We start from the raw sequence: 25373 nt of genomic DNA on the forward strand, positions 1-25373 counted from the left end.
TGGCTCGTGTTGTCGTGCCGCTATGACACGGGGCTTCTGCTCATTCGGAGTCCCAACGAGCCGGTCCCGCTCCACAACGGTTGATTTATGAGCCGCTGAGAAGTTCTTCAGTGCCTGCCCAAAGGCGCGCCTGCATCGCTGAGTCACCCCCGGGATGGACAGGGGTGAGTCGGCGGGTGTTCTTGACGGTGTAGTAGCCACCGGACTGCCCGGGAAAAACGGGGTCTGTGGCTAGTTTCACGATGAGGCCGGCGCCACGGGCCGGGTCGCCGATGTGGAGCGCGGAGAGGATCTTCTCGAGTCTGGCGGCGAAACCGAGTTCACGGCCGAGTCCGGTGACATTGAAACCCGGGTCCAGGCAGTTGGCGGTCAACCCAGTCCCGTCGAGGCGGCGAGCGAGTTCGAGGGTGAACATGATGTCGAGGAGCTTGCTCTTGCCATAGAGCCGAGACGACCCCCGCGCGGTGAAAGGAGCCGTGTCCGTCAGGTCCGACGGGAGGGTGAGTGTTCCGTGCCGCCGGGAAGCCTCGGACGCGACGTTGACGATGCGTGCGCCGGGAGTCGCCTTCAAGGTGGCGAGGAGTTCCTGCGTGAGGATCCACGGGGCGAAGTAGTTGACGGCGACCATTTCGGGATAGCCGTCCGGGGTGATTCTCTGTTCGAAGGCGTGGAGGCCGGCGTTGTTGATCAACACGTCGATCCGCGCGTAGTGGGCGGCGATTTCGCGGCCGACGCGGCGAACGTCCGCAGTCCGAGCGAAGTCGGCTATGAAGATCTCGACTTCTGTCCCAGGCGCGGCCATTTCGATGCATGCTGCGGTTGCGGCTGCGCGCTCAGGACTTCTGCCAGTGAGCCCGAGGCGCGCGCCCTGTTTAGCGAGCTCGATCGCCGCGAGGCGTCCGAGGCCGCTTGTTGCTCCGGTGATGACGATTGTCGGTGCTTCAGACGGCGACCCGGGTACGGACATGGACACTCCTCGAGGGCAGGCTTGCCCCACTCAGATATAGTGGGTATTTCCAAATCATAAGAAGTTGATGGGTAAATGTCTACTAAATTCGCTGATCGCATGTCGGACGATGCATCACGTCGAGACCTCGAGCTGGCACTCGGCGTCGAGCTCAACGCGCTCCTCAGCGCTTCCCGGGCGCTCACCGAGCGGAGCGCGGCCGCATTCCACCCGGCGCTGCAGCCTGCCGCGTTTCACCTAGCACGTTGGCTTTACGCCTACGGCCCCGCGAAGCCCAGCACACTTGCCGAAGCCGTCGCGATGGACAGGAGCTCCACCAGCAGCCTCATCGGACGCATGAAGGACCTCAAATTGCTCGAGAGCACGCCGGACCCCGACGACAAGAGAGCGGTGATCATCGCACTAACGCCCGCAGGGGAAGCACAAGTGCGCAAAGCGCTCGACGTTCGCGGAACGACATTCTTCGAACGCACCGCGCACTGGTCCACTGATGACCTCCACACATTCACCGCCCTGCTTCACGCTTTCAACTCCCCTCAGGGATAAGCGGACCGCAGGCGAGATGGTGGGGCCGAAGACAGCGAAAGGGTCCAACGGCAACTCACCGTCGAACCCTTTTCACCTCAGAAAGGCTTACATATGCACGTGCAGCCGTCGCGCCGCCTCCGAGATGGACCCGGTCAGCGAGGGGTACACCGTAAAGGTGCTCGCGACGTCGTCGACGTGCAGTTTCTGCTTCACCGCAACGGCGATCGGGAAGATCAGCTCAGAAGCGTTCGGCCCCACGACGACGCCGCCGATCACAGTGCCCGAACCCTTGCGCGCGATGATCTTGACGAAGCCGTCCTTCGAGTTGCGCATCTTGGCGCGGGCGTTGCTCAGCAGGGAGAGCATGACCACGTCGCCCTGGTACTTGCCCGATTCGAGGTCTGCCTCGGAGACGCCCACAGAGGCGATCTCAGGTGAAGTGAAGATGTTGGAGGCCACTTGCCGGAGCTTGATCGGCATGACGGCATCGCCCAGGAAGTGCGCAACCGCAATGCGGCCCTGCATGGCAGCGACCGAGGCGAGGGCCAGGATCCCTGTGCAGTCGCCTGCGGCGTAGATGTTCGGCGCGGTGGTGCGGGAGACGCCGTCGACCTTGATGTGACCGGACTCCGTGACAGCCACGCCCGCCTCTTCCAGCCCGATTCCGGCCGTGTTGGGGATGGAGCCAACACAGACGAGGCAGTGGCTGCCCGACACGGTGCTGCCGTCGCCGAGCGTCACCTTCACGCCGGCGTCGGTCCTTTCGACGGCCTCCGCGCGTGAGCGCGACAAAACGCGCACGCCGCGGCGCTTGAAGACACCTTCAAGGACCTGGGCCGCGTCGGTGTCCGAGCCGGGCAGAACCTGGTCGCGGCTCGAAATCAGGGTGACGTTCGAGCCAAGGCCGTTGTAGGCAGAAGCGAATTCGGCGCCGGTAACGCCGGAACCGACGACGATCAGGTCTTCCGGAAGTTCCTCAAGGTTGTAGATCTGCGCCCAGTTCAGGATGCGCTCACCGTCGGGCCTGGCCGTGGGGAGTTCGCGGGGGTGGGCGCCGACGGCGAGAAGAATGGCGTCGGCCGTAATCGTCTTGACGCCGTCCGCCGTGATGACCTCGATGGTGTGGTTGTCGAGGAGCTTTCCGGAGCCCATCAGGATCTCTACGCCAAGGTGCTCAAGGCCCACCCGGATGTCGTCGGACTGCTCCCGCGCGAGGTGCAGGACGCGGTCATTGATGTGGCCCAGGTCCGCGCGCATGCGGGGCACTACATCGCTGCCGTCGACGGCGAACTTGACTCCCAGCTCCCCCGCCTCGCCGACGCGGGTCATGAGATCCGCCGTCGCGATCAGGGTTTTGGAAGGTACGACGTCGGTGAGGACGGCTGAGCCGCCGAGCCCGGCGCGCTCGATGAGGGTTACCCGCGCTCCCAAGTGCGCCGCGACCATGGCCGCTTCATACCCGCCTGGACCTCCGCCCAGGATCGCGATTCGTGGTGAGCTGAAGTCAGGATGCATGGTCACAATGTTCAATTCTCACTTAATGCCGGCGGACCTGCCACTAAGCCCCACCTGAGAACGCCCGCAGAGGCCGTTTGCTTGCCCCACAGCGCCCTGTTCAACAGCGCGCGCGGCACTGTAGTTTGTACCAGTGAGTAACACAGAGCTGATCAAAACAGACCCATTCGAGGCCGCCAAAGCTGCGGCCGACTACATCGCGGCGGAGACCGGCGTCGAATCCCACGACGTCGCGCTCGTGCTCGGCTCAGGCTGGGGCGCGGCTGCGGATCTCATAGGCGAAACGACGGCGACCCTCACGGCGTCGGAAGTTCCCGGCTTCCACGCTCCTGCCGTTGAGGGGCATGTGGGCACGATCCGCTCGGTCCTGACGAAGGAAGGCAAGCGGGCCCTCGTTCTCGGCGCGCGTACCCACTACTACGAAGGCAAAGGCGTTCGCGCAGTGGTCCACGGCGTTCGCACAGCCGCGGCAGCCGGATGCAAGACCCTCGTGGTGACCAACGGCTGCGGCGGCCTGAACGAAGCCTGGACCCCCGGCACTCCCGTGCTGATCAGTGACCACATCAACCTGACGGCGGCTTCTCCGCTTGAAGGTGCCACCTTCGTGGACCTCACAGACCTGTACTCCTCGCGCATCCGCGGCCTGGCCCGCGAAGTGGATCCCACGCTCGACGAAGGCGTCTACGCCCAGTTCACAGGCCCGCACTACGAAACTCCGGCTGAGGTCCAATACGCCAAGCGAATCGGCGCGGACTTGGTGGGCATGTCCACCGCTTTGGAAGCCATCGCCGCCCGGCACGCAGGCATGGAGGTCTTCGGCATCTCCCTCGTGACCAACCTCGCCGCAGGCATCAGCCCGGTACCGCTGAGCCACCAGGAAGTCATCGAGGCGGGCCAGACGGCGGGCGCACGCATTTCGCGCCTCCTGGCGGACATCATCGCCAAGCTCTGATCGAGTAGCCAGGGAGCCAAGGCTCCCCGGCTATTCCGGAGTTCGTCGCACAGTAGAATTTGAGTGATTCTCCGCCGTAGCGCTCGAACCGGAAAGGACCGCCGATGACGACATCCGCGCCTTTCCGGGTTTTGCGAACGGGCCTGATCGGTTCAATCATTCTTGGCTTCGCCGCGGGTGGGCACTTGGCCGGTGGCGGAATCCTCCCGGCGCCGGCCATTTTGACGGCGCTGTGTGCCCTGACAATCCTCCCTGTCGCCATACTGACGCGCACCCGCCTTTCGCTGCCCGTCGTCGCGGGGCTGCTGGGTGCCGGGCAGCTCTGCCTTCACTGGGCTTTCTGCGCCCTGTCCGGGACTTCCTCCGCAGCGCAGCTTCAGTCCGGGCATGCAGGACATATTTCCTTGGGGCCAGCTCCGGAAACCGTAAGCGCCATCGCCTCGACCCACTCCGCGGCAAGCGACTGGCAAATGCTCGCGGCGCACGCAGTCGCAACCTTGGGCACGGCGCTGGTGCTCGCACGGGGCGAACAAGCACTATGGGCCCTGGCGGCGTGGCTGCGCCCGTTGGTCCACCTGCCTGCTCCAACAGCGGTCCAGCCACTTCGCACCCCCGCCCCCTGCTCGGCCCCGGCCGTGCGTCCTCGTGCCCTTCCCGGCCTTCGGCTTCCCTCCCGGCGCGGTCCACCAGCCCTGGTTTCCGCCGCCTAAGACTCTCCCCTTTCACCTACGGGCAGGGACAGGCGGCAACCCGCTGCCTTCACCGGGCCGGACCTACGTCCACCCCGGTCCCTGACCGCTTTTCCTTTGTGAAAGGGCACCATTGCCATGAAGACCTCCCACCGCCGCACCCTCAAAACCGCCTGCGCCGCCACGATGGCCGCCGGGCTGCTCGCGTTCGGCGTCTCAGCCGCCTCCGCACACGTCAACGTCAATCCCGACGACCCCGCAGCGGGCGGCTACACCCACCTGACCTTCAACGTCCCCAACGAGTCCCCGACGGCCAAGACCAGCAAGCTCGAAGTCTCACTCCCCACGGACACACCCTTCAACTCGGTGTCAGTCAAACCGGTCGAGGGCTGGACGGCCGAGCTGGTCACCACCGCCCTGCCCAAACCCGTCACGGTCGCAGGGGCAACGGTGACCAAGGCGGTCAGTTCGGTGGTGTGGACCGCGGACGCCGCACACCAGATCGGGCAGGACCAATACCAGGCGTTCTCGATCTCCGTGGGTGTGCTGCCCGACGCCGGCACCACCGTGACGCTGCCAGCGACCCAGACGTACACCGACGGCACAGTAGTGAAGTGGGACGAGAAGACCGTCGAGGGACAGCCCGAGCCCGAGCACCCGGCTCCCTCGTTCGTGACGACCGCCAGTGATGCAGCCGCATCGGCGGCTCCCATTTCCTCCCCGTCCGCGACTCCGGCTCCGTCAGCTGCGGCATCGACGACATCCAGTGACGCAGGATCCACGGCCGGCTGGTTCGGCCTGGCAGCGGGGCTCATCGGCCTGGCCGCGGGCGTCACCGCCCTGGCGCGAACCCGCTCCACGAAGACCAAATAACGTCACCACGAAAACCCGAACTGCCCGCGCCGGCCCCCGGCGCGGCGCGGGCAGTTTTGCATCCCCCGCCAGATAACAGACCTGGACATTGGACCGCAAGAACGAGCCCGGGGGGCGCGTTCCGCCGGGTGCCTCGTCGGATTCTGCTGGATCATTCCGTCCGTTGCAGGCTGCAGCCGCGAGATTCCAGAGTGCCGCAGTTTGTCCATTCGAATGATTGAGCAAAATCCGACGCGACGCCACCGAGGAGAGAGTAGGAACGGTCCAGGCCTGCTGGCCAGCTCACGCGCCCCCGATCCAGCAGATCACGCCGCACGCGACAAACGTCGTCACGCCAATTTTCCGACTCCTGTCAAGTCAATTCGCCCCAGTGTTAATGGCGTGTGAACTTTTTGAATAAATCAGATTTATTCAGAAACATTTGACCCGCGCCACTTTCCATGGCACGCGCGCGGTGTAAAAATGTAAGCGCTTGCGCACATATGTCCGACATGTGACCGATGGGCTCCCAGGCCGGTCGAAACACGAGTTGCGGCCGCATTCAGCGCGCGTCAAGCTTTGAACGGTCCCGACAAGTCGACGTGCCAGGACCGCAGGATGGGGGCTTCCTAAGAATCCCCCTCCACCCGAGACGATGGCGTTCCTGAGGACGCCATTGGCGACACGGGGACGCCGGAGTTCGGACAAGGGCTTGCGCCCATTCCCCGTAGTCCAACCTCCGCGAGAAGAGCAAGCATGAAATCTCACTCAAACTCCAACAGGCCACGCCGCCGTCTGCGGGCGGCAGCCGCTTTTGCGGCCGCTGCCAGCGTGGCTGCCACGGTCCTCATGGCATCACCGGCAGCCCAGGCAAACCTGCCTGCCGACAAGCCGGCCACCACGATGCCGGCCCCCACGCCGGGATTCCCGCTGCCGACGGTCCACACACAGGAAGCCTTTGATCCCGCAGCAAACTTCACGTCCAAGTGGACGCGGGCGGATGCCAAGCAGATCATGGCCCAAAGCAACCCGAACGTTACCCCCGGCCAGAACTCCATGAGCCCCAACGTCACCATGCCGGAGATCCCCAAGGACTTCCCGGCCATGAACGACGACGTCTGGGTCTGGGACACCTGGTCCCTGACCGACCAGAACGCCAACCAGATCAGCTACAAGGGCTGGGACGTCATCTTCTCCCTCGTCGCCGACCGGCACGCGGGTTACGGCTTCGACCAGCGCCACTGGAACGCCCGCATCGGCTACTTCTTCCGCAAGACCAACGCCGACCCCGCGAAGGACAAGTGGAACTACGGCGGACACTTGTTCCTGGACAACACCTCCATCGGCAACACCGAATGGTCCGGCTCCACGCGCCTCATGCAGGGCGACCACGTCAACGTGTTCTACACCGCCACCACGTTCTACGACCGTGCAGAGCGCAACGCGGGCGGCGGCGGGATCGCTCCGGATGCAGTCATCGCCAAGGCCCTCGGCAACATCCACGCCGACAAGAACGGCGTCACCTTCGACGGCTTCCAGCACACGAAGCTGCTCGAGCCGGACGGCAAGCTGTACCAGAACAAGGCCCAGAACGCCGGCTTCGCCTTCCGCGACCCGTACACCTTCGAAGACCCGGCCCACCCGGGCCAGACCTTCATGGTCTTTGAAGGCAACACTGCCGGAAACCGCGGCGCTTACAAGTGCACGGATTCTGACCTTGGCTACCGCCCTGGTGATCCCCACGCCGAAAACACCAATACGGTCAACACCACCACCGGCTCCTGGTTCCAGACCGCGAGCGTCGGCCTGGCTGTCGCAGACAACAAGGACTTGACCCAGTGGCACTTCCTGCCGCCGATCCTGTCCGCCAACTGCGTCAACGACCAGACCGAGCGCCCACAGATCTTCATCCAGAATGAAAACGGCCAGAACAAGTACTACCTGTTCACCATCAGCCACCAGTTCACCTATGCCGATGGCATGCGTGGTCCCGACGGCGTCTACGGCTTTGTTGGGAACGGCGTCCGTTCGGACTTCCAGCCCGTGAACAACTCGGGCCTCGCGCTCGGCTCGCCGACCGACTTGAACCTCGCGGCGAACAACCCGAGCGGGAACCAGTCGGCACAGCAGAACGGTCGTCAGTTCCAGGCGTACTCGCACTACGTGCAGCCCGGCGGCTTGGTGCAGTCATTCATCGACAATGTCGACGGAGTCCGTGGAGGGTCCCTCTCCCCCACGGTAAAGATCAACTTCGCCGGTGGCGTCACGCAGGTTGACCGCAGCTTCGGCAAGAACGGCCTCGGCCCGTTCGGCTACCTCCCCACCAACGTCCGCGTCGGAGGGGAAGGCCTCTACAAGTAGGCCACCGACAATTCCAGCCGGGCAGGCAGGGGATTTGCTGCCTGCCCGGCAAACATGGGGCGCCCGGTTCACCCTGGGCGCCCCGCGCCACAACCCAGGAAGTCCCATGCTCCACTTTCCCCAACGCCCGCTCCGGCCCGCCCGCAAGGCGGTACTCGCCGTCGTCGCCGTCGTCCTGGCAATGTTCGCGAGCTCCTGCACCCCGACGCCGGACGCCTCGCCGTCCGCGGCGAACCAGCCTTCCGCAAGCGGCACCGCCGTCGGAATAGCCGCCCCGGCTCCGTCCGAATCGGACCCGTGGCGGCCTGCCGCGCACCTGACAGCGTCGCAAAACTGGATCAACGATCCCAACGGCCTTGTCTACGAAAACGGCACCTATCACGCGTTCTACCAGCACAATCCGCACGGCAACTTCTGGGGAGACATGTCGTGGGGCCACTCCACCAGCACCGATCTGGTTCACTGGACCCAGCAGCCGGTAGCCATGGAAGGCTCTGCCAGCGAGGAGATCTTTTCCGGCGCCATCGTTCCTGACACCAAGAACGCCTCGGGCCTGGGCACCGCTGAAAATCCGCCGCTGGTAGCCCTCTACACCAGCTCATACGGCGACGGCGGGGCTCTGCCCAAGGGTAGCCAGGCCCAGTCCGTGGCCTACAGCCTGGACCATGGGGCGTCCTGGACCAAGTACAAAGGCAATCCGGTGCTCAGCCTGAAGCCGGCGTCGAACAATTTCCGGGACCCCAAGATCACCTGGTACGAGCCCGGCAAATACTGGGTCATGACCACGGTGGTAGCCGATGCCCAAGTGGTGAAACTCTTCAAGTCCACGGACTTGCTGCACTGGAACTTCCTCAGCGACTTCTCGGGGGTAGGCGCCCAGGGCGGCCTCTGGGAAGTTCCCGAGCTGCTCCAGATGGACGTCGACGGCGGCAGCGGGCTGAAGAAGTGGGTCATGATCGTGAGCATCAACCCCGGAGGCATCGCGGGAGGCTCCGGCATGCAGTACTTCGTGGGCGATTTCGACGGCACCCGGTTCACGGCGGAAAACGCAGCGAAACCAGGTGACCCGCTGACAGAGTCACAGTGGCTGGATCATGGAGCGGACTTCTACGCGGCCAACACCATCACCGCGGCTCCCGGCGGAAAGCCGGTACTGCTCGGCTGGATGGGGAATTGGGACTATGCGCAGTCCGTACCGAGCACCCCGTGGCGCGGATCCATGGCCATCCCCCGCCAACTCACCCTCGCAGCTACGGGAAGCCGCTTCGAACTCCATTCCACCATCGCCCAAGCTGCCGCGGATGCGCTCACGAACACCAAGACCAGTGAGGTACATAGCAAAAACCTCACCGTCACTGACTCCACGGAGTCCCTCGACAGCGACTTTGGGTCCCGAACCCAGCTGATCGACGCCGAAATGGACGTTGCGGGCTCGGCGGACGCCGGATTGGTACTGCGGGGTTCGACAGACGGGAAGGCAGGCCTCCGCATCTCGTACAACCGCGCAACCCAGACTCTCAAAGTGGACCGCTCGGCGGCCGGAACCTCCAACTTCTCGCCGAAATTCAGCCCCTACCACCAAGCTTCCGTGCCCATGAAGGACGGCAAGGTCCGCCTTCGCATCCTCCTCGATTCCTCGTCCGTTGAGGTGTTCACGCAAGACGGATCGGTGGTCATTTCGGACATCTTCTTCCCGCAGTGGGGCAACACGGGTGCGGCCGCCTTCAGCGCGGGAGGCACCGGGAGCTTCGTACTCACGAGCACGCGGATGCAACCCTGACGCCCGGGAACCCAACTGACTCGCATTAGTTGTCGTTAAGACGCCTCATAACGACAACTAATGCGAGTCAGTTGGGGTGGGGTGGCTGTACTGTGACCGTTGACATAGCGCTTGACCTCGGCATTCATTCCCTTTGACGATAGCTTTATCCCTATGACATCGAGCGATGCCGAATTTGAAAAGCTGATATCCGACGCCGGCGAATGGGCTGCCCAGGACCCGGACCCGATCACCGCGGCAGCCCTGTCCGAACTGACCGGACTCGCCTCCAGCGGCGTCGCTGCAGCCCGGCAACAGCTTGAAGACAGCTTCAGTGGAACGTTGCAGTTCGGTACCGCGGGACTCCGGGCAGCCCTCGGTCCTGGTCCCAACAGGATGAACCGCGTGGTGGTGCGGCGGGCAGCGGCAGGTTTGGCGGCCTTCCTCAAGGACGCCGTTGAGGCGGCTTCCCCCGGAACGCGGCCGCGCGCCGTCGTCGGCTATGACGCGAGGCACAACTCGGATGTCTTCGCACTAGAGTCTGCCGCCATCTTCACGGCCGCAGGAATCGACACCTTCCTGATGCCTTCGGCGCTTCCCACCCCGCTGCTGGCTTACACGGTCCGTTCCCTTGATTGCGACGGCGGCGTCATGGTCACAGCGAGCCACAACCCGCCGCAGGACAACGGTTACAAGGTGTACCTGGGAGGCCGGGCCGTGGAGGAAAGCGGCCGGGGATCCCAGATCGTGGCACCTTACGATTCGCAGATAGCCGCAAGCATCGAGGCCGTCGGCCCCTTGGATTCCATTGAGCTGGCTGAATCCGGCTGGACTGAGCTGCCCGATTCCATCACCGGCGAGTATGAGGCCGCAATGGCCGGCCTGGCCGACGTCGAAAATTTCCCGGCCCGTGAGCTGAAGATCGTCCTGACCCCCATGCATGGCGTGGGCGGTGAAACCGCGGTCTCGGTTCTCAACGCGGCGGGCTTCACGGACGTCTCGCTCGTGGAAGAACAGGCAGCACCGGATCCGGACTTCCCCACGGTCAGTTTTCCCAATCCGGAAGAACCCGGCGCGCTCGATCTGGCTTTGGCTGCCGCAGTGCGTTCCGGTGCCGACATTGTGCTGGCCAACGACCCCGACGCCGACCGCGCGGCTGTAGCGGCAAAGGACCCCGATACGGGTGCTTGGCGGATGTTGCGGGGCGACGAAGTAGGCGCCCTGCTCGGGGCACATGTCGTGGCCCGGCACGCCGCGGACGCCCGGCAAGGCGACACGAGCCGGGGCGTTTTTGCTAACTCAATCGTCTCGTCCCGGTTGCTCTCCCGCATCGCGGCGGCGGCAGGCTTCGCCCATGAGGAAACGCTGACGGGATTCAAGTGGATTTCCCGGGTGCCGGGACTTGTGTACGGCTACGAGGAAGCCTTGGGCTACTGCGTGGCGCCCGAACTTGTCAGGGACAAGGATGGCATTTCCGCCTCCTTGCTCATCGCCGAACTGGCGGCGGCGGCCAAGGCCGAAGGAAAGACGATCTTCGACACCTTGGACGAGATCTACCTCGTGCACGGCCTGCATGCGAGTGACCAGCTCAGCATCCGGGTGGCGGACCTTGGTTTGCTCGACGCCATGATGAACCGGCTCCGGGCCGATCCGCCCGAGTCTTTTGGCGGTTCCGCCATCGAGACCTTTGTGGATCTGGCCGAGGGAAGCGAACAACTTCCGCCGACCGACGGCCTCCTCTATCTGACTAGGGACCTTAGCCGCGTCATCATCCGGCCCAGTGGCACCGAGCCAAAGCTCAAGTGCTACCTGGAGGTCATCAAGTCGGTCGGTTCCGCAGCGGAACTCGCAGAAACCCGGCACGCTGCGCGGACCACTCTGGACCACATACTCGCCGACGTCCGTGAAGCGCTGGGACTCTAGCCTAGAGTTCGACTTCGATGAAGCCATCAACCACGCGGGTCTTGAATGCCGGAAGCCGGAGCCCGGGGTTTGAATAGCACTCACCGGTCTGCAGGTCGTAGACCTCCTTGTGCAACGGCGAGGCGATGGTGGGGCGTGATCCCCGGGAACCGGTGATGCCGCGGGCCATGACGTTGGCCAAGGTTGCGGGGTCCTGCTGGGCGACGGCGTAGACATTTTCGGCGTCGACACGGAAGAGCGCCACCTGCACGTCGTCGATCAGCGCTGCCTCGCCCCAAGCCGGTTCCAGCTCGTCCAACGGGCATACGCGGTGCCAGCCGGACGCCGTCGGCGCGCTCGTCAGTTGTTCTTCCCGTTCCAGAATGACGTGTTCTTCCCGTTCCAGAATGACGGTCATGTCAACCCCTCTCGCTATGCCTGCGCCCGGACAAATGCTGTCCGTTCCTTTCAGACGTTGGCCGCCAGGCGACCATACCTTCAAGGTAGGCGGGGAGTGTTTCACCGGAACGCAGCCAATGTGTCCGGTACGTAAAAGAGACCTCACACGTCCCGACATCCAATCGTGACCCAGAAGTTAAGACCACGAAACAAAAGGGAAACTGAAGAGAAACTGCGCGTCCGTAGTCTGAAGTGACAAGTTGCGGAGCACGTTCTGCGGCGTATGCGAAAGGCCACCAGTGACCGGACCCACTTCCACCCCAGAAAACCAGCGCCGTATTGTTGTCGCCGGCGGAGGCCCTGCGGCCCACCGTTTTGCCGATGCCATGCATACCCGCGGTCTCGAGGGCTGGCACGTCACGGTCCTGAGCGAGGAAGAGCACGTTCCGTATGACAGGGTCACGCTGAGCAAGGCCCTGACCGATATGGACTATGACCTCACCCTGGGCGACATGTCCATGTGGGAGCACGAATCCATCTCCCTGCGCACGGGCGAGCGGGTGGTCAAGATCAACCCCGAAGCCAAGTCCGTGGAGACCGCGGCCGGCAACACTTACGACTACGACCACCTGGTGGTGGCCACCGGCTCGGACGCGGCAGAGCTCCCCTTCCCCGGCGGCGAGCTCGCCCATGTCTACCGCACCCTCGACGACGTCTGGGCCATCAACAAGGCCGTTACCGAACTCACGGAGAAGCTCGGCAGGACCGTCAAGACCGTGACCATCGGCGGCGGCCTCCTCGGTTTGGAAGCAGCGGCAGGCACCATGGAGTTGGGCGCGCAGGCCACCGTCATCAACGGTTCGCGCTGGCTCATGAACGCCCAGCTGGATGAGGGCGCCGGCCAGGCATTGGGCCGACTGGTCACTGCCAAGGGACTCGAAGTTCTTACGGGAACCTACCCCGCCGAAGTATTGTCCGACGACGACGGCCAGGTCACCGGCGTCCTCATGATGGACGGCCGCATCATCCCGGCCGATATGGTCATCGCGTCCATCGGCATCCGCCCCCGCGATGAACTGTTCCGCGCCGCCCAAGACCCCACTGATGGCAAAGAACAGCTGTTCGAACTCGGCAAGAAGGGCGGCGTGGTCATCAACGACCACTGCGCCACCCCGGTCCCCGGCATTTGGGCCATCGGTGAGGTGGCGAACTTCGAGGGCATGTGCCTGGGGCTCGTGGCGCCGGCAAACACGATGGCCGAGATCGTGGCCGACCGCCTGCACGGCGGGCAAGCGACCTTCCCCGGCTTCGACACCGCCACCAAGCTCAAGCTCTCCGGCGTGGACGTGGCCAGCTTCGGCGACGCGTTCGCCACAACCGAGCATTCCCTGGAGATCGTCTACGCCGACCCGGCCCGGGGCGTCTACCAGAAGATCGTCACCACCGACGACGCCAAGACCCTGCTCGGCGGCATCTTCGTCGGCGACGCCACCCCCTATATGAGCCTGCGCCCCCTGCTCGGCCGGGAACTTCCCGCCGAACCCGGCGCCTATTTGACCGCCGCCGGGGGCGGGGACGCCCCGGACACCGAACTGCCCGATGACGCGATCCTGTGCTCCTGCAACAACGTCACCGCCGGGAACATCCGCGACGCCGTCAACGGCTGCGGCTCCTGCGAGGGCAACGCCCCCGTCCGGGAACTGGGCGAACTGAAGACCTGCTCCCGGGCCGGCACCCAGTGCGGCTCCTGCGTCCCGATGCTCAAGAAACTCCTCGAAGGGGAACTGACGAAGTCCGGCATCGAAGTCTCCAAGGCATTGTGCGAGCACTTCAGCCTCTCCCGCCAGGAACTCTTCGACGCCATCCGCGTCCTGGAACTGGACTCCTTCGAAGACATCCTGGCCAAATACGGCACCGGCGCCGGCTGCGACATCTGCAAACCCACCATCGCCTCCATCCTGGCCAGCCAGAACAGCGAATACGTCCTGGGCGCCGGGCGCGGCACCCTGCAGGACACCAACGACCGCGCACTGGCCAACATGCAAAAGGACGGCACCTACTCCGTGGTCCCGCGCATCGCCGGCGGCGAAATCACGCCGAAAGGCCTGGGCGTGATCGCCCGCGTTGCCGAGAAGTACGGCCTGTACACGAAGATCACCGGCGGGCAGCGGATCGACATGTTCGGGGCCCGCCTCGAACAACTCCCCGAGATCTGGAAAGAACTCGTCGAGGCCGGTTTCGAATCCGGCCAGGCCTACGGCAAGAGCCTGCGCACCGTGAAATCTTGCGTGGGCTCGACCTGGTGCCGCTTCGGCGTCCAGGACTCCGTCGCCATGGCCATCAACCTGGAAATGCGCTACCGCGGCCTGCGCAGCCCGCACAAACTCAAAATGGGCGTCTCCGGCTGCGCCCGCGAATGCGCCGAAGCCCGCGGCAAGGACGTCGGCGTCATCGCCACCGACAAAGGCTGGAACCTCTACGTCGGCGGCAACGGCGGATTCCTGCCCGCCCACGCGCAACTCCTCGCCCAGGACCTGGACGACGACACCCTGATCAAATACATCGACCGCTACCTCATGTACTACATCCGCACCGCGGACCGGCTCCAGCGCACCGCCCGCTGGCAGGAAGAACTCGACGGCGGCCTCAAACACATCGAGGACGTCATCATCCACGACTCCCTCGGCATCGCCGACGACCTCGAAACCGCCATGGCCCGCCACATCGACACCTACCAGGACGAATGGGCCGAGACCCTCAAAGACCCGGAAAGGCTCCGCCGCTTCCGCTCCTTCGTCAACGCCCCCGACCAGAAAGACGAAGCCATCACCTTCGTCCCCGAACGCGGCCAGATCCGCCCCGCCACCAACGAGGAAAAAGGCGGCGTCCTCATCGCCAGCACGATTCCCGTTCGCGGCCAGGTCTAAGGAGCAAGAAGCCATGCAGCTCACCATCGACCTCACAGGCCGCGACGTTCTGGTCACAGGCTCGGCCCACGCCGCGCGGCAGGCCGTCCGGCGCTACGAAGCCGCCGGCGCCGTCGTCCATCGGCTCAGCGCCCCCGACGGAGCCGACGCCGACGGCCCGCTGCCCGAACGCCCCTTCCTGGTCGCGGCCGTCGACGATGGGCAGCCCGGCTGGGAACCCCTGCTCGAACGCTGCCGGAAAGCGGGGATCCCCGTCGCCAGCGAACCGCCCGCAGGCGAATCAGGCCACGTCAGCCTGGTCGGCGGCGGTCCCGGCGCCCTCGATCTGCTGACCATGGGCGCGGTCAACGCGCTGCGGGACGCCGACGTCGTCTTTTACGACCGGCTCGCCCCCTACGCTGAACTGGCGCAATTGACGTCCGCGGAAATGGTGGACGTCGGCAAGCGCCCCGGGCACCACAAAGTAGCCCAATGCGACATCGAAAAACTCATGGTCGACGCCGCCATGGCCGGCAAGAACGTGGTCCGGCTCAAAGGCGGTGACCCCTATGTGTTCGGCCGCGGCGGCGAAGAAGTCAGCGCGTGCGTGCAGGCGGGCATCCCCGTACGCGTCATCTCGGGCGTCACGAGCGCCATCTCGGTCCCGGCGGCCGCGGGTATTCCCGTCACGCACCGCGAGGTCAGCCACATGTTCACGGTTGTCTCGGGCCACGCACCGCTGACCGAAAAGGAGCACACGCACCTGGCCGGGCTCGGCGGGACCATCGTGGTCCTCATGGGCATCGGAACCCTCCCCCAACTCGCCGCCGGGCTCCGCCGGGCCGGGATGGACCCCGCAATGCCCATGGCCGTTGTCGAACGCGGTTACCGCCCCGGACAACGTACTACCATCGCCGAACTCGGCACCATTGAAACCGCGGCCGCAGGCTGCACCAACCCGGCCGTCCTGGTCATTGGCGAAGTGGTCCGGGTGGCCGAAGCCAACCGCAATCACACCGAAGCCACCGCAGACCTCAACCTGCTCGCAGCTTCCCTCCTTGAAGCCTGAAAGAACGCACATGACTACGTTGAATGCCCTTGATTCCATCGATGCAGGCTCGCCGTTGGCCACCCCCGTACCAACCGACGATGCGCCGCTGGACGGTTTCCGCATCGGGGTGACTTCACACAGGCGTTCACGGGACTTGATCGAGGCGCTCGAACGGCGCGGCGCTTCCGTGTTGCACGCTCCGGCCTTGAAGATCGCGCCGGTCCAGGAAGACATCACGCTCATCCAGGACACGAAGACGATCATCGCGGCCAAACCCGATATCTGCATCGCCACCACTGCCTACGGCATGCGGCGCTGGTGCGAGGCCGCGGACTCTTTCGGCATCGGCGAGCAACTTCTCGACGTCCTGGCTGCCTGCCGCATGTTCGTGCGGGGACCAAAAGCCCGAGGTGCGGTCCGTGCGGCAGGCCTTGCCGACGTCGGGATCAGCAGTGACGAAACCACCGCCACGCTGGTGGACATGCTCCTTCAGGAAGGCGTCCGAGGGAAGACCGTCGCAGTGCAATTGCACGGCTACACCGATGTGCGCCAGTTGGAACGCCTCCGGATGTCCGGCGCGACGGTCCTCACCGTCACCCCCTACCGCTGGGTAAAGCCCGACGGCGAAGACAAGCTGCCGCGCCTGATCGAAGCCGCCTGCAGTGGAGACTTGGATGTGCTCACCTTTACGAGCGCGCCCGCGGTAGACGCCATGTGGAGCACTGCCCACGAAATGGGCATGTACCGCCAGCTGATCGAGGCCCTCAAGACCCAGGTGACCGTGGCCGCCGTCGGGCCCGTCACAGCACAGCCGCTGATCGATGCCGGGCTCGCCCCCCTCATCCCGGACCGCTACCGCATGGGTGCGCTCATCCGGCTCGTCACCGAACATCTGGCCCTGAACCATGTGCGCCGGCTCGACACTCCCTCAGGGAACATCGAGCTGCGCGGCCGCTGTTTGAAGATCAATGGTTCCGTGGTGGAGCTGGCCCCGGCTCCGCTGCTCCTGCTGCGAGCGCTTTTGGGAGCCGGGGGCGCAGTGCTGTCCCGAGAGGCGCTTTCCGATCTTCTGGAACTGCGTGGCTCGGTCCATGCCCTGGACATGACGGTGAGCCGTTTGCGGTCCTCGCTCCCGGACGGAAGGCTCGTGGAAACCGTGGTCAAACGGGGTTACCGGCTCCGCGTCTAGGTCCCTCGAGTGGCACGTGCCAAACCCGACCCCCGGCCGTCGGGCCGCGATGTCGCATCGCGGGCCCGACAGGATGTGGATCAGGCTCGACGGCGCCGGATAGCGATCGCGATCACGGCTCCGGTGAACACGAGCAGCGTGGCGAGCAGCCCCAGCCCGGCCATGCTGAATCCTGTCGTGGCGAGCCCGCCGTCCCTAGTCAATGTCGTCGTGACCACGGGGTCGGTACTGCCGTCTCGGACGGTCACAGTCAGTGTTCGCGCCACTTCCACGTTGCCTGCGCGGTCTGTCGTGCGGTACGAGACCGAATGGCTTCCGGCCTTGTCGAACTTCACCCCGTCCGCGGGCGCCGCACTCCACTCCTCCTCGCCGATTCGATACTCGGTGAATGCAACGCCGGAGAGGGCGTCCTCCGCATCGAACACAAGCTTGACCGTCGTAACCTTCGCATCGGCGACGGGCAATTGAACGGTGGTCACGGGAGCGGTCATGTCGATTGCCACACGCGCGCGTGCGATCTCCGAGATGTTGCCGGCCTTGTCGATCGCGCGCGCCTCGAGAATGTGAACGCCATCCGCCGCGAAGAGGATCTCCGCGGTGTACGGCTGCCACTCGCCGCCGTCGAGACGAGTCTCGATGCTCGGCGTCCGGGAGTCGTTGTCATCCGCGGTGGCCGAAACGGTGACCCCGGCGGTATGCCAGCCGGATGCCGGAGTCACCGGCGCCGTGTTCAACCGCACCGTTGGCGCAACCTCGTCGACGACCGACGAGCATGGAGCCTTCGGGCGGTCGGCGCTAGCCTCTCCCCAGGTTGTGGATGCGTCGGCGGTGAGCGTCACCTCGAGCGTTCCGCCCTTCTTCAACCGATCCCAGTTGGTGTAGCTCGCGCTTTGTGGAGTGCCGTTGAACGAGACTCCGTCGATGTATTGCAGTTTCGATCCATCGGCGCCGTCTGCCTTGATGGTCAGAGTCGTGTCACCGAAGTCGAGGTCCAGCCGCGGAAAGCGTGGAGCGTGCAACAGCAGATCACCGGAACCGGGAACCGAAGGATACATGCCGAGCGCAGAGAATGCGTACCAGGCCGACATGGTTCCGAGATCGTCGTTTCCGGTGACACCGTTCGGCTTGTTGGTGAAAAGCGTTTGGGCCGCCCGGTTCACCGCTGACGCCTTCGCGGGTTCCCCGTAGAAGTTATACATCCACGCAGCGTGCAGGTTCGGTTCGTTGTTCGGGTTGTACTCGATCCGGTTGTAGTCAAGCGCTCCGGTGACCCAGGATCCCCTCGCGGCACCGGCCGGATCGGTGAAGACGCGTCCAATGTCGAAGAATTTGTCGAGGCGGCTGATGGCCTGACCGACTCCGCCGATGGCCTCCGCGAGTCCGTCCGCGTCCTGCCAGGCAAGCCACTGGTATTGCCACGCCGTTCCTTCCTGGAATCCCCCGGTGTTGCCGCCCCAGCTACCGTCGGCGTTTCTCTCGCGCGGGAAGCCTGTGTATCCAGTCTCGGTCGCGGCCCGGTTCCACACGTTTTTCCAGTTGCTCGCACGAGAGGCAAGACGCACAGCCGTGGCGTTGTCGCCTAATCCCTCCGCGACGAGCGAGACGGCGCAATCGCCTACCGCGTACTCCATGGTCGCCGAACCGCCGTGGTGTTCGTCGGTGTCCATGCCCTTCTTCGGGGCCCAGCGGTTGGTGGGCACGTACCCCTTCGCGATGTAGTCGGCGATAGCGGAGCGCCCGGCGAACTGGCTCCCGGCGGGAGGCGCAGTGTCGATGTTCTCCAGCAGCGCCGCGAGCAGAAGCTTCTCATCGAGTTCGACCGCCGTGCCGGACAGGGTGTCCTCAGCGCCGAGCGTCACCCCGCCCTGCACCGCCCCGAACCGCCAGAGGTCGGCGAGGAAAGGGGAAGCCGGATCGCCCGTCATGACATTGGCCTCGTAGTTCGCGTAAGCCCAGCGCGGCAGCCAGCCACCCTGCTGCTGAATCGTCAGAACGCTTCTGGCCATATCCTGCGCGCGTTCCGGCTGCAGCATGGCGAGCAGTTGGTTCTGTGAGCGGTAGGTGTCCCACAGCGAGAACCACTGGTAGTAGGTCCAGCCGTCCGCCACGTGGTTCTTGTCGTCGAAGCCGCGGTAACGGCCATCGACGTCTGTCGAGGTGATGGGCTGGAGGAAAGCGTGGTACAGCGCTGTGTAGAAGGTGACATTGTCGTTGGCGGCGCCTCCGTAGGTGGTGGCTTTCCGAAGTTCGGTGTTCCACTCCGCGACCGTCGCATCCTTAACGGCGTCGAAAGGGATGATAGCCCCGTTGTCATCGAGTCCCTCCTCCACGAGGTTGGCGATCGCACCGGCCATGCCCGTGAAGGAGAGTCCGGTCGAGAGCTGAACCGTGCGGTTCTCGCTGGTGTCGAAACTCACCCAGGCGCCCTTCTGCCCGGGGCCGGATGGCTGAGCGGTCGACCCTGGCATGCCGCCGGTCTCATTCCAGGTTCCCGCGGACGCGAAGGGCCGGTCGAACCTCGTAGCGAACCAGGTGGTGTACTCGAAGTCCTTCCCCGAGCAGAATCCCTGCACGCGGATCTCGCTCACGACGGTGCGGTCACCGACGATCGTGATCGAGGAGTTCTTCACCTTGAGAGTTTGATTGGCCTGACCGGTGTTGAGGAACACATTGGCGTTGCCGGTCGCGGGGAAGGTGTATCGCTGCACCCCGACGCGGGTGGACGCGGTGGCTTCGACGTCGATTCCACCGGAGGAGGTGAGCCTGGTCCTGTAGTAGCCGGCGGTACCGATCTCGCCGTCGTGGGTGAGGGTCGCGGCATATCGGGTGTGATCGAAGGTGCGCCCGTTGGAGGTGTCGAACGACTTGCCGGGGCCGACCTCACCGGTCGTGGGGAGCACGGAAAGCAGACCGCCTTGTTCCCAGCATCCGGCGCCCGAGAGGTACGAATGACCGAAACCCCGAACCGTCGTGTCGTCGTATTGCCAGCCCGCGAAATGTTTGCCAGTCGGACTCACCTGGGCCATGCCGAACGGCGCCGACGCACCGGGGAAGGTGTTCCCTTCGTCCTTGGTGCCAATGAAGGTGTTGACGGATGCCGCGGGGTTGGCTATGGGTCCAGCCGCGGAGGCCGGCTGCGCCACAAGGGCCGGGCCGATCAGTCCCGCGGCGAGGGCGATCGCAAGGGATGCCGCTGCGTGCGACTTCATGCGTCTGGCCCGTCTCGCCAGGATACGGATCTTCATTTGCTGTGTCCTCCTTGACATAGCCAGAAAGCGCATGGAAACGTTTCCAAGAGACGGTATCCCAGTATCCACGCAGCGTCAATCATGTTCGGCGCGCCGGCCGTCTGATGGCCCGCGAATCCGCTCCGCACCCGCAGACAGGCGTTGTTGGCGCGATCATTAAGCGCTGACGGCAGTCGTGGCCGCCGAACAGGTTCTTCACAGCCTGCTCGGCGGCCACGGCGTCGCCTCTTGCGGTCACGACGCTGAGGGGTGAAGTAGGAGGTGGCGGCGCGAATCGCAGCGACAGACCCGTCTCACCCGTTCTTGTGGACCAAGTAGATGGCACCGGTGGTGACGTCTTCCTCGAGTGCTTCCAGGGTGCGGCCACGGGTTTCGGGGACCTGCTTGACGACGAAGACCAGGGCCAGCGCCCCGACGACGGCGAAGAGGAAAAATGTGCCGGTGATCCCGACCCCCGCGACCAGCGACGGGAAGAACAGCGAAAGGAAACCGTTCACGACCCAGAGGAAGAAGATCGAGACGCCGGTGCCGAAGCCGCGCATGTGCAGCGGGAAGACTTCCGACAGGTAGACCCACACCGCGACGTTCAGGAACGTTTGCATGGACCCGACGAAGGCAACCACCAGGAAGAGGATCACGTACGGGCGGATCGGGTTGCCCACGGGCAGCATCATTGAGGCGAACCCGATGAGCAGGTGGCAGCTGGTGGTCAGCGTGAGGCCGAGGACGAAGGTCTTGCGACGGTCGATCCGGTCCATCAGCGACAAGGCGATGACGCCACCGACCACGGCGATCACGCCGGGCGCGATGTTCGCGATGAGTGCGCCGCTCTCGTTGAAGCCCGACTCGACAAGCACCGTCTGGCCGTAGTACATGATCGAGTTGATGCCGGTCAGCTGTTGGGCGACGCCCAGGCCGATGCCAACGAGCAGAATGCGGAACAGGTTCTTGTTACTGAAGACCGCACGCCAGCCGATCTGCTGGCTTTCCTGCTCCTCCTTGGCGACGTTCTCGACCTCGCCGAGCTCCGCAAGCGCGCGGTCCTCGGAGCGGACGGACCGCAGCACCGCGAGGGCCTCATCGTGCCGGCCCTTCTCCACGAGCCAGCGCGGCGACTCAGGCACGCGGAGCATACCGAAGAACAGCGCGATCGCCGGCAACGCGCAGACCGCAAGCATGATGCGCCACACGCCGGGGACATCGCCCCACACTATGCCGATGATGGCGTTGACGACGAAGGCCGCCAGCTGGCCGACGACGATCATGAGCTCGTTGCGGCCCGCGAGGGAGCCGCGGATCTCATAGGGGGCCATCTCTGCCAGGAACACCGGGACCACCGCCGAGGCGCCACCCACTGCGAGACCGAGCAGGATGCGGCCGACGACGAGCACCCCGAAGCTCGGTGTGAACACGCACACCAAGGTGCCAATGAAGAACAGCACCGCCAGCAGGATGATCGTCTTGCGACGCCCCCACCCGTCGGAGATCCGTCCGCCCGAGAGCGCGCCGAGCGCCGCGGCGAAGACGAGCGAGCTGGCAACGATGCCCTCGCTGAACGGCGTCAAGCCGAGTTCGGCCGTCATTGGCCTCAGGGCGCCATTGATGACGCCCGTGTCATAACCGAACAGCAGGCCACCGAAGGTGGCGATCAGTGCGACCAGGCCAAGGCGCTTGCGGTGCGGGCCGTTGGTCAAAGGTGGAAGCGCGACTGCGCTGCCGGCTCTACCGTGACTTTGAGTAGCAGACATCAGGACTCCTTTGTCATGTGGTGCGGGTCATACACCCGCTCTGAACACAAGACTAACGCGCGAAAGACTCAAATGTAAGGTCAATCTAACAAATGACTTAATTGAGGCTTCTTCGCCGTGGGAAGATGAGGCATGGGTCCTGACCGGCAACTCCGTCCCGCAACACAGAGCGATGTGGCTCGCGAAGTCGGCGTTTCCCGGACGCTCGTGTCCTTCGCCTTCCGAGGTGCTCCCGGTGTCAGCGACGAGACCAAACAGGCCATCTTCGACGCGGCGAAACGTCTCGGCTACCGGCCCAACGCGGCCGCCGCCGATCTGGCACGCAAGCATCGCTCCGCCGTCGGGCTCTATTTGATGGACATCCACAACGAGGTCTATGCAGATATCCTCAGCGGCGTAAGGATGGCACTCCCCCAGGCCCGCAACCGCCTCATCCTCAGCGTCTCCCAGTCGATCGACGGAGTGGATCCGGAAGCCGTGGACTCGCTGATCGAGGCACGGGTGGGGATCATCATCGCCGCAACGCTGCTGGACCCGGACGAACGAGTGTGGGAACTGGCCCAAATAGTCCCCATCGTCAGCGTCGCGCGGCCGGTACCCGGCGTCGACAGCGTCTATTCGGACGACGACGCCGGCGCCCGCGCCGCCACCGAACACCTCCTCAGCCTCGGACACACCCGGATCGCCCACCTTGGCGGACCCGATTATGACGGCCACACGGTCCGCCGAAGAAGCTACGAGAAGACAATGCGCGACGCCGGCCTGGTTCCTTGGACCGTACCGGCCGACGACTTCACGCAAGATGCCGGAATGCGTGCCGCAGCTCAACTGCTTGACGGCCCGGACCGCCCGACGGCCATCTTCACCCACAATGACCAGTTCGCCTTGGCGGCACGCGAAGCCGCCTACGCCAGGGGCCTGGCCATCCCCGGGGATCTGTCGCTGGTGGGCTATGACAATTCACGGACAGGCCGGCTCCACGGCATCGACCTGACGTCGGTGGACCTCCACGCGATGGAACTGGGAAGCGTCGCCGGAGCCGTGGCCATGGACCGGCTCAAGAATCCCGAGGCTCCCATCGCGGACGAACGCCTCACTCCCTCGCTGGTAATCCGCAACTCAACGGCGCCCGCCGCGCGGTAGCTCCACATCATGGACAGATTCCCGACCCGGTGGGAACATGGCCGTACATTCGCTCTTGGTCCGGAGGAACGGCCATGAAAAACTTCGCACAGCTGCATGCGGCGATGCACAGGTCCCTCCACGGCTTGCTCCCCTCCCCGGTCCCACGCCGCCAGATCAAACTCGGCGGCCAGTATGCAATAGTGGACGGCATCAATCACGTGATGCCGCTCACTTCGAACAACTCCCCCATGCTGATGGCAGCCTTTCCCATCAACAAACGCGCCGCCGCCGGGCTGCTCCCAGGCAAGGAAATGCGACCCTTCAGCCTCGGCGGCAAAGGCCTGCTGATGGTCATGGTGGTCAACCACACGTCGACGGACATCGGCAAATACATCGAATATTCCCTGGCCATTGCCATCACCCACGGCAGCCGGCCCGCCCCGCCGTTCCTGCCGCTCATCTTCCAGAAGTCGTCCAAGCTTGGCCAGTTCGTGGTGGACCTGCCCGTCAGCACCGAAATCTCGGTCAAGGGCGGCAAGGGAATCCAGGGCATGCCCAAGCACCAGGCCAACCTCGACTTCGTCGTCACGGACGCCACCGTCTCGGCCCAGTACGACCAAGACGGAATGCTGGGCAGCTTCATCGAAATCGAACAGCCCGCTCCCGTCGGGCTCCCGGTGAGGCTCACGGTCTCCAACTACTGCGCCTTCCGCGGAATGCTTTGGAAGTCGGACACCTATGTCGAGGGCACGGCGAACGTCGCCTACGGCAGGCAGGCCAAGGCGCGGCTCATCGTGGGCGACGCTCCCGGCGTCGCGCCCTTGAAAACCCTCCACGTGGCACCCAAGCCAGTGTTCACCGCGTGGCTTCCCGAAGCTCGTAGCCTCCTGGACGACCACATCGAGACGTGGTTCCTCACGGCTTCCACGGAAGCAGGTGCGGCCACCCTCCGCGGCGGAGGCACGATGGACAGCGTAGTCGGGCTTGGCCAGAGTCAAGAGTGGTTGGCGCCTCCGGACCGCTCCCGCACGGCGCACTAGCCGCGCCGGGTTTAGCGCCGGCGGCCGCATGTGACCCAGCTCATTACCGGCTGGTAACCATCAGGGAACGGGCCGCTGCCAAATGGCAACAACAGGGAAACACCACCGAAAAACCCCGCGCCTACGCTGGGGACAGGCACATCCACCACAGCTCAGTTCAGCGAAGGGACCCATCATGTCCATCACCCCGTCCGCAGGCTCCATCCACCTCGTCATCGCAGGAGCCGGGCCCGCAGCCCAGGCCCTGGTCCGTCAGCTGACACAGCCCGGAACGGCGGCGTTCATCGGCACCATCGCGGTGCTGAGCAACCGCGACGAGTGCCCCGATGCGCTCCTGGAGCTAGCCGCCCTCCCCCAGGTCTCCGTGCGTTTCGGCCAGGCCGCGAGCTTCATCGATGTCCAGGCCCGCACGGTCACCACCACCGAAGGCCTCGAGTTCCCCTACGATCAGCTGGTGATTGCCACCGGCTCCTCCCCCATGTACCCGCCGGTCCAAGGCGCAGCACGCAGCCTCAGCTACTCAACGATCGACGACGCCGAGCAGATCGGCACCGCGGTCAAGGACATCACCCGGGTGCTGGGCCGTCGTCCCCTGGGGATTTTGGTTGGCACCGGTCCGGCAGCCGGCCAGGCGGAGGCTGTCCTGCGCGCCCGCGGAGTCCGTCCCGTCCGTACCACGTTGCGTCCAGCTGCCGTCATGCCTTCCGTCGCCGGTTCGGTCCTGCCGGCTACCGGGATCGTCTTCGAGGACGGGAGCAGCATGAACGGCGATCTTGTGGTGCTCGCCGAGGAACGGCTCCCCCGCAACGGGCTCGCTGAAAGTGCAGACCTGCAAACAGCTCCCGACGGCGGCATCAGGGTGGGGCGCGACTTCGCCACTTCGGTGCCCGGCATCTGGGCGATCGGCGACGCCGCCTCCCGCGACGGCATGCGCCTCGGGCTCGTCTTCTCCTCGAATGCCGCAGCGGCACACTGCGCCGCCCGACTTGAGGAAGACGCCAGGCTCCGCATTTCCAGTCCCACGCAGTCCCCGCGTTCCGCACGCTCCGCCGCCGCGGCCTGAGGGGCTAGCGGGTCTGAGGCGGGCTGGGGACCTGCGGCGGGCTGGGGAGGGAGTCTCCGGGGGCCCAAAACCCGGCCCG

At 64.9% G+C, this 25373-nt stretch carries 18 protein-coding genes; 13 read left to right on the forward strand and 5 right to left on the reverse strand.

The genetic code is table 11. From position 1 onward, the window contains the following. Window positions 1-85: 85 nt before the first annotated feature. Window positions 86-967 carry an SDR family NAD(P)-dependent oxidoreductase gene (locus ABD742_RS15870; RefSeq protein ID WP_234750818.1) on the reverse strand — a complete coding sequence of 294 codons (882 nt, stop codon included), beginning with the start codon at window positions 965-967 and terminating at the stop codon, window positions 86-88. Window positions 968-1042: 75 nt separating this feature from the next. On the opposite strand from ABD742_RS15870, the gene ABD742_RS15875 reads away from it, so the two are divergent. Further along, window positions 1043-1513, forward strand: coding sequence for a MarR family winged helix-turn-helix transcriptional regulator (locus ABD742_RS15875; protein WP_234750819.1), 471 nt, complete (start codon window positions 1043-1045; stop codon window positions 1511-1513). 87 nt (window positions 1514-1600) lie between these two features. On the opposite strand, the gene ABD742_RS15880 is transcribed toward ABD742_RS15875, so the two are convergent. Continuing rightward, entirely contained in the window at window positions 1601-3016 is a 1416-nt protein-coding gene (locus ABD742_RS15880) for an NAD(P)H-quinone dehydrogenase (protein ID WP_234750820.1), read from the reverse strand. Window positions 3017-3161: 145 nt separating this feature from the next. Here ABD742_RS15880 and ABD742_RS15885 point away from each other — a divergent pair, with 145 nt between their 5' ends. The 6 genes from ABD742_RS15885 to ABD742_RS15910 all read left to right on the forward strand — a co-directional run bounded on the left by ABD742_RS15885 (window position 3162) and on the right by ABD742_RS15910 (window position 11546). Beyond that, a complete protein-coding gene (locus ABD742_RS15885) occupies window positions 3162-3962 on the forward strand; it encodes a purine-nucleoside phosphorylase (RefSeq protein ID WP_372460924.1) in 801 nt (266 codons plus the stop codon). A gap of 104 nt (window positions 3963-4066) precedes the next feature. Continuing rightward, window positions 4067-4672 (forward strand): hypothetical protein, encoded by a 606-nt coding sequence (locus ABD742_RS15890; protein WP_234750822.1) that lies wholly within the window; start codon window positions 4067-4069, stop codon window positions 4670-4672. 117 nt (window positions 4673-4789) lie between these two features. Next, window positions 4790-5524 (forward strand): YcnI family copper-binding membrane protein, encoded by a 735-nt coding sequence (locus ABD742_RS15895; RefSeq protein WP_234750823.1) that lies wholly within the window; start codon window positions 4790-4792, stop codon window positions 5522-5524. Window positions 5525-6259: 735 nt separating this feature from the next. Next, window positions 6260-7864 (forward strand): glycoside hydrolase family 68 protein, encoded by a 1605-nt coding sequence (locus ABD742_RS15900; RefSeq protein WP_234750824.1) that lies wholly within the window; start codon window positions 6260-6262, stop codon window positions 7862-7864. Between the two features lie 106 nt (window positions 7865-7970). Continuing rightward, on the forward strand, window positions 7971-9644 hold the full coding sequence (locus ABD742_RS15905) for a glycoside hydrolase family 32 protein (RefSeq protein WP_234750825.1): 1674 nt from the start codon (window positions 7971-7973) through the stop codon (window positions 9642-9644). Window positions 9645-9797: 153 nt separating this feature from the next. Further along, window positions 9798-11546 carry a phospho-sugar mutase gene (locus ABD742_RS15910; RefSeq protein ID WP_234750826.1) on the forward strand — a complete coding sequence of 583 codons (1749 nt, stop codon included), beginning with the start codon at window positions 9798-9800 and terminating at the stop codon, window positions 11544-11546. A 1-nt stretch (window position 11547) separates the two neighbouring features. Here ABD742_RS15910 and nirD read toward each other — a convergent pair whose 3' ends face one another. Then, the gene (nirD, locus tag ABD742_RS15915; RefSeq protein ID WP_234750827.1) at window positions 11548-11943 is read right to left on the reverse strand and encodes a nitrite reductase small subunit NirD; all 396 of its coding nucleotides are present in this window, start codon (window positions 11941-11943) and stop codon (window positions 11548-11550) included. Between the two features lie 280 nt (window positions 11944-12223). Here nirD and nirB point away from each other — a divergent pair, with 280 nt between their 5' ends. From nirB to ABD742_RS15930, 3 genes are read left to right on the forward strand one after another with little or no spacing between them, the layout of a single operon-like run. Next, window positions 12224-14851, forward strand: coding sequence for a nitrite reductase large subunit NirB (gene nirB, locus ABD742_RS15920; protein ID WP_234750828.1), 2628 nt, complete (start codon window positions 12224-12226; stop codon window positions 14849-14851). Window positions 14852-14864: 13 nt separating this feature from the next. Beyond that, window positions 14865-15899, forward strand: a complete 1035-nt coding sequence (gene cobA, locus ABD742_RS15925; protein WP_234750829.1) for a uroporphyrinogen-III C-methyltransferase — start codon at window positions 14865-14867, stop codon at window positions 15897-15899. Window positions 15900-15909: 10 nt separating this feature from the next. Then, a complete protein-coding gene (locus ABD742_RS15930) occupies window positions 15910-17070 on the forward strand; it encodes a uroporphyrinogen-III synthase (protein ID WP_234750830.1) in 1161 nt (386 codons plus the stop codon). Window positions 17071-17150: 80 nt separating this feature from the next. On the opposite strand, the gene ABD742_RS15935 is transcribed toward ABD742_RS15930, so the two are convergent. After that, the gene (locus ABD742_RS15935) at window positions 17151-20315 is read right to left on the reverse strand and encodes a GH92 family glycosyl hydrolase (protein ID WP_234750831.1); all 3165 of its coding nucleotides are present in this window, start codon (window positions 20313-20315) and stop codon (window positions 17151-17153) included. Between the two features lie 296 nt (window positions 20316-20611). Next, a complete protein-coding gene (locus tag ABD742_RS15940) occupies window positions 20612-22066 on the reverse strand; it encodes a sugar porter family MFS transporter (RefSeq protein ID WP_234750832.1) in 1455 nt (484 codons plus the stop codon). A gap of 132 nt (window positions 22067-22198) precedes the next feature. On the opposite strand from ABD742_RS15940, the gene ABD742_RS15945 reads away from it, so the two are divergent. The 3 genes from ABD742_RS15945 (at window position 22199) to ABD742_RS15955 (ending at window position 25294) form a co-directional block, all read left to right on the forward strand. Further along, window positions 22199-23209, forward strand: coding sequence for a LacI family DNA-binding transcriptional regulator (locus ABD742_RS15945; protein ID WP_234750833.1), 1011 nt, complete (start codon window positions 22199-22201; stop codon window positions 23207-23209). 74 nt (window positions 23210-23283) lie between these two features. Next, a complete protein-coding gene (locus ABD742_RS15950; protein ID WP_234750834.1) occupies window positions 23284-24231 on the forward strand; it encodes an acetoacetate decarboxylase family protein in 948 nt (315 codons plus the stop codon). Between the two features lie 175 nt (window positions 24232-24406). After that, window positions 24407-25294 carry an FAD-dependent oxidoreductase gene (locus ABD742_RS15955; protein ID WP_234750835.1) on the forward strand — a complete coding sequence of 296 codons (888 nt, stop codon included), beginning with the start codon at window positions 24407-24409 and terminating at the stop codon, window positions 25292-25294. The last annotated feature ends 79 nt before the right edge of the window (window positions 25295-25373 follow it).

Source organism: Arthrobacter ramosus, from assembly GCF_039535095.1.
Classification (GTDB): Bacteria; Actinomycetota; Actinomycetes; order Actinomycetales; family Micrococcaceae; genus Arthrobacter; species Arthrobacter ramosus.

What these genes read in the sequence shown, in the direction of transcription:
- ABD742_RS15870 (WP_234750818.1), bottom strand. Translation starts at nt 967, where the DNA reads ATGTCCGTACCCGGGTCGCCGTCTGAAGCACCGACAATCGTCATCACC.
- ABD742_RS15875 (WP_234750819.1), top strand. Translation starts at nt 1,043, where the DNA reads ATGTCTACTAAATTCGCTGATCGCATGTCGGACGATGCATCACGTCGA.
- ABD742_RS15890 (WP_234750822.1), top strand. Translation starts at nt 4,067, where the DNA reads ATGACGACATCCGCGCCTTTCCGGGTTTTGCGAACGGGCCTGATCGGT.
- ABD742_RS15895 (WP_234750823.1), top strand. Translation starts at nt 4,790, where the DNA reads ATGAAGACCTCCCACCGCCGCACCCTCAAAACCGCCTGCGCCGCCACG.
- ABD742_RS15900 (WP_234750824.1), top strand. Translation starts at nt 6,260, where the DNA reads ATGAAATCTCACTCAAACTCCAACAGGCCACGCCGCCGTCTGCGGGCG.
- ABD742_RS15905 (WP_234750825.1), top strand. Translation starts at nt 7,971, where the DNA reads ATGCTCCACTTTCCCCAACGCCCGCTCCGGCCCGCCCGCAAGGCGGTA.
- ABD742_RS15910 (WP_234750826.1), top strand. Translation starts at nt 9,798, where the DNA reads ATGACATCGAGCGATGCCGAATTTGAAAAGCTGATATCCGACGCCGGC.
- nirD (WP_234750827.1), bottom strand. Translation starts at nt 11,943, where the DNA reads ATGACCGTCATTCTGGAACGGGAAGAACACGTCATTCTGGAACGGGAA.
- cobA (WP_234750829.1), top strand. Translation starts at nt 14,865, where the DNA reads ATGCAGCTCACCATCGACCTCACAGGCCGCGACGTTCTGGTCACAGGC.
- ABD742_RS15930 (WP_234750830.1), top strand. Translation starts at nt 15,910, where the DNA reads ATGACTACGTTGAATGCCCTTGATTCCATCGATGCAGGCTCGCCGTTG.
- ABD742_RS15935 (WP_234750831.1), bottom strand. Translation starts at nt 20,315, where the DNA reads ATGAAGATCCGTATCCTGGCGAGACGGGCCAGACGCATGAAGTCGCAC.
- ABD742_RS15940 (WP_234750832.1), bottom strand. Translation starts at nt 22,066, where the DNA reads ATGTCTGCTACTCAAAGTCACGGTAGAGCCGGCAGCGCAGTCGCGCTT.
- ABD742_RS15945 (WP_234750833.1), top strand. Translation starts at nt 22,199, where the DNA reads ATGGGTCCTGACCGGCAACTCCGTCCCGCAACACAGAGCGATGTGGCT.
- ABD742_RS15950 (WP_234750834.1), top strand. Translation starts at nt 23,284, where the DNA reads ATGAAAAACTTCGCACAGCTGCATGCGGCGATGCACAGGTCCCTCCAC.
- ABD742_RS15955 (WP_234750835.1), top strand. Translation starts at nt 24,407, where the DNA reads ATGTCCATCACCCCGTCCGCAGGCTCCATCCACCTCGTCATCGCAGGA.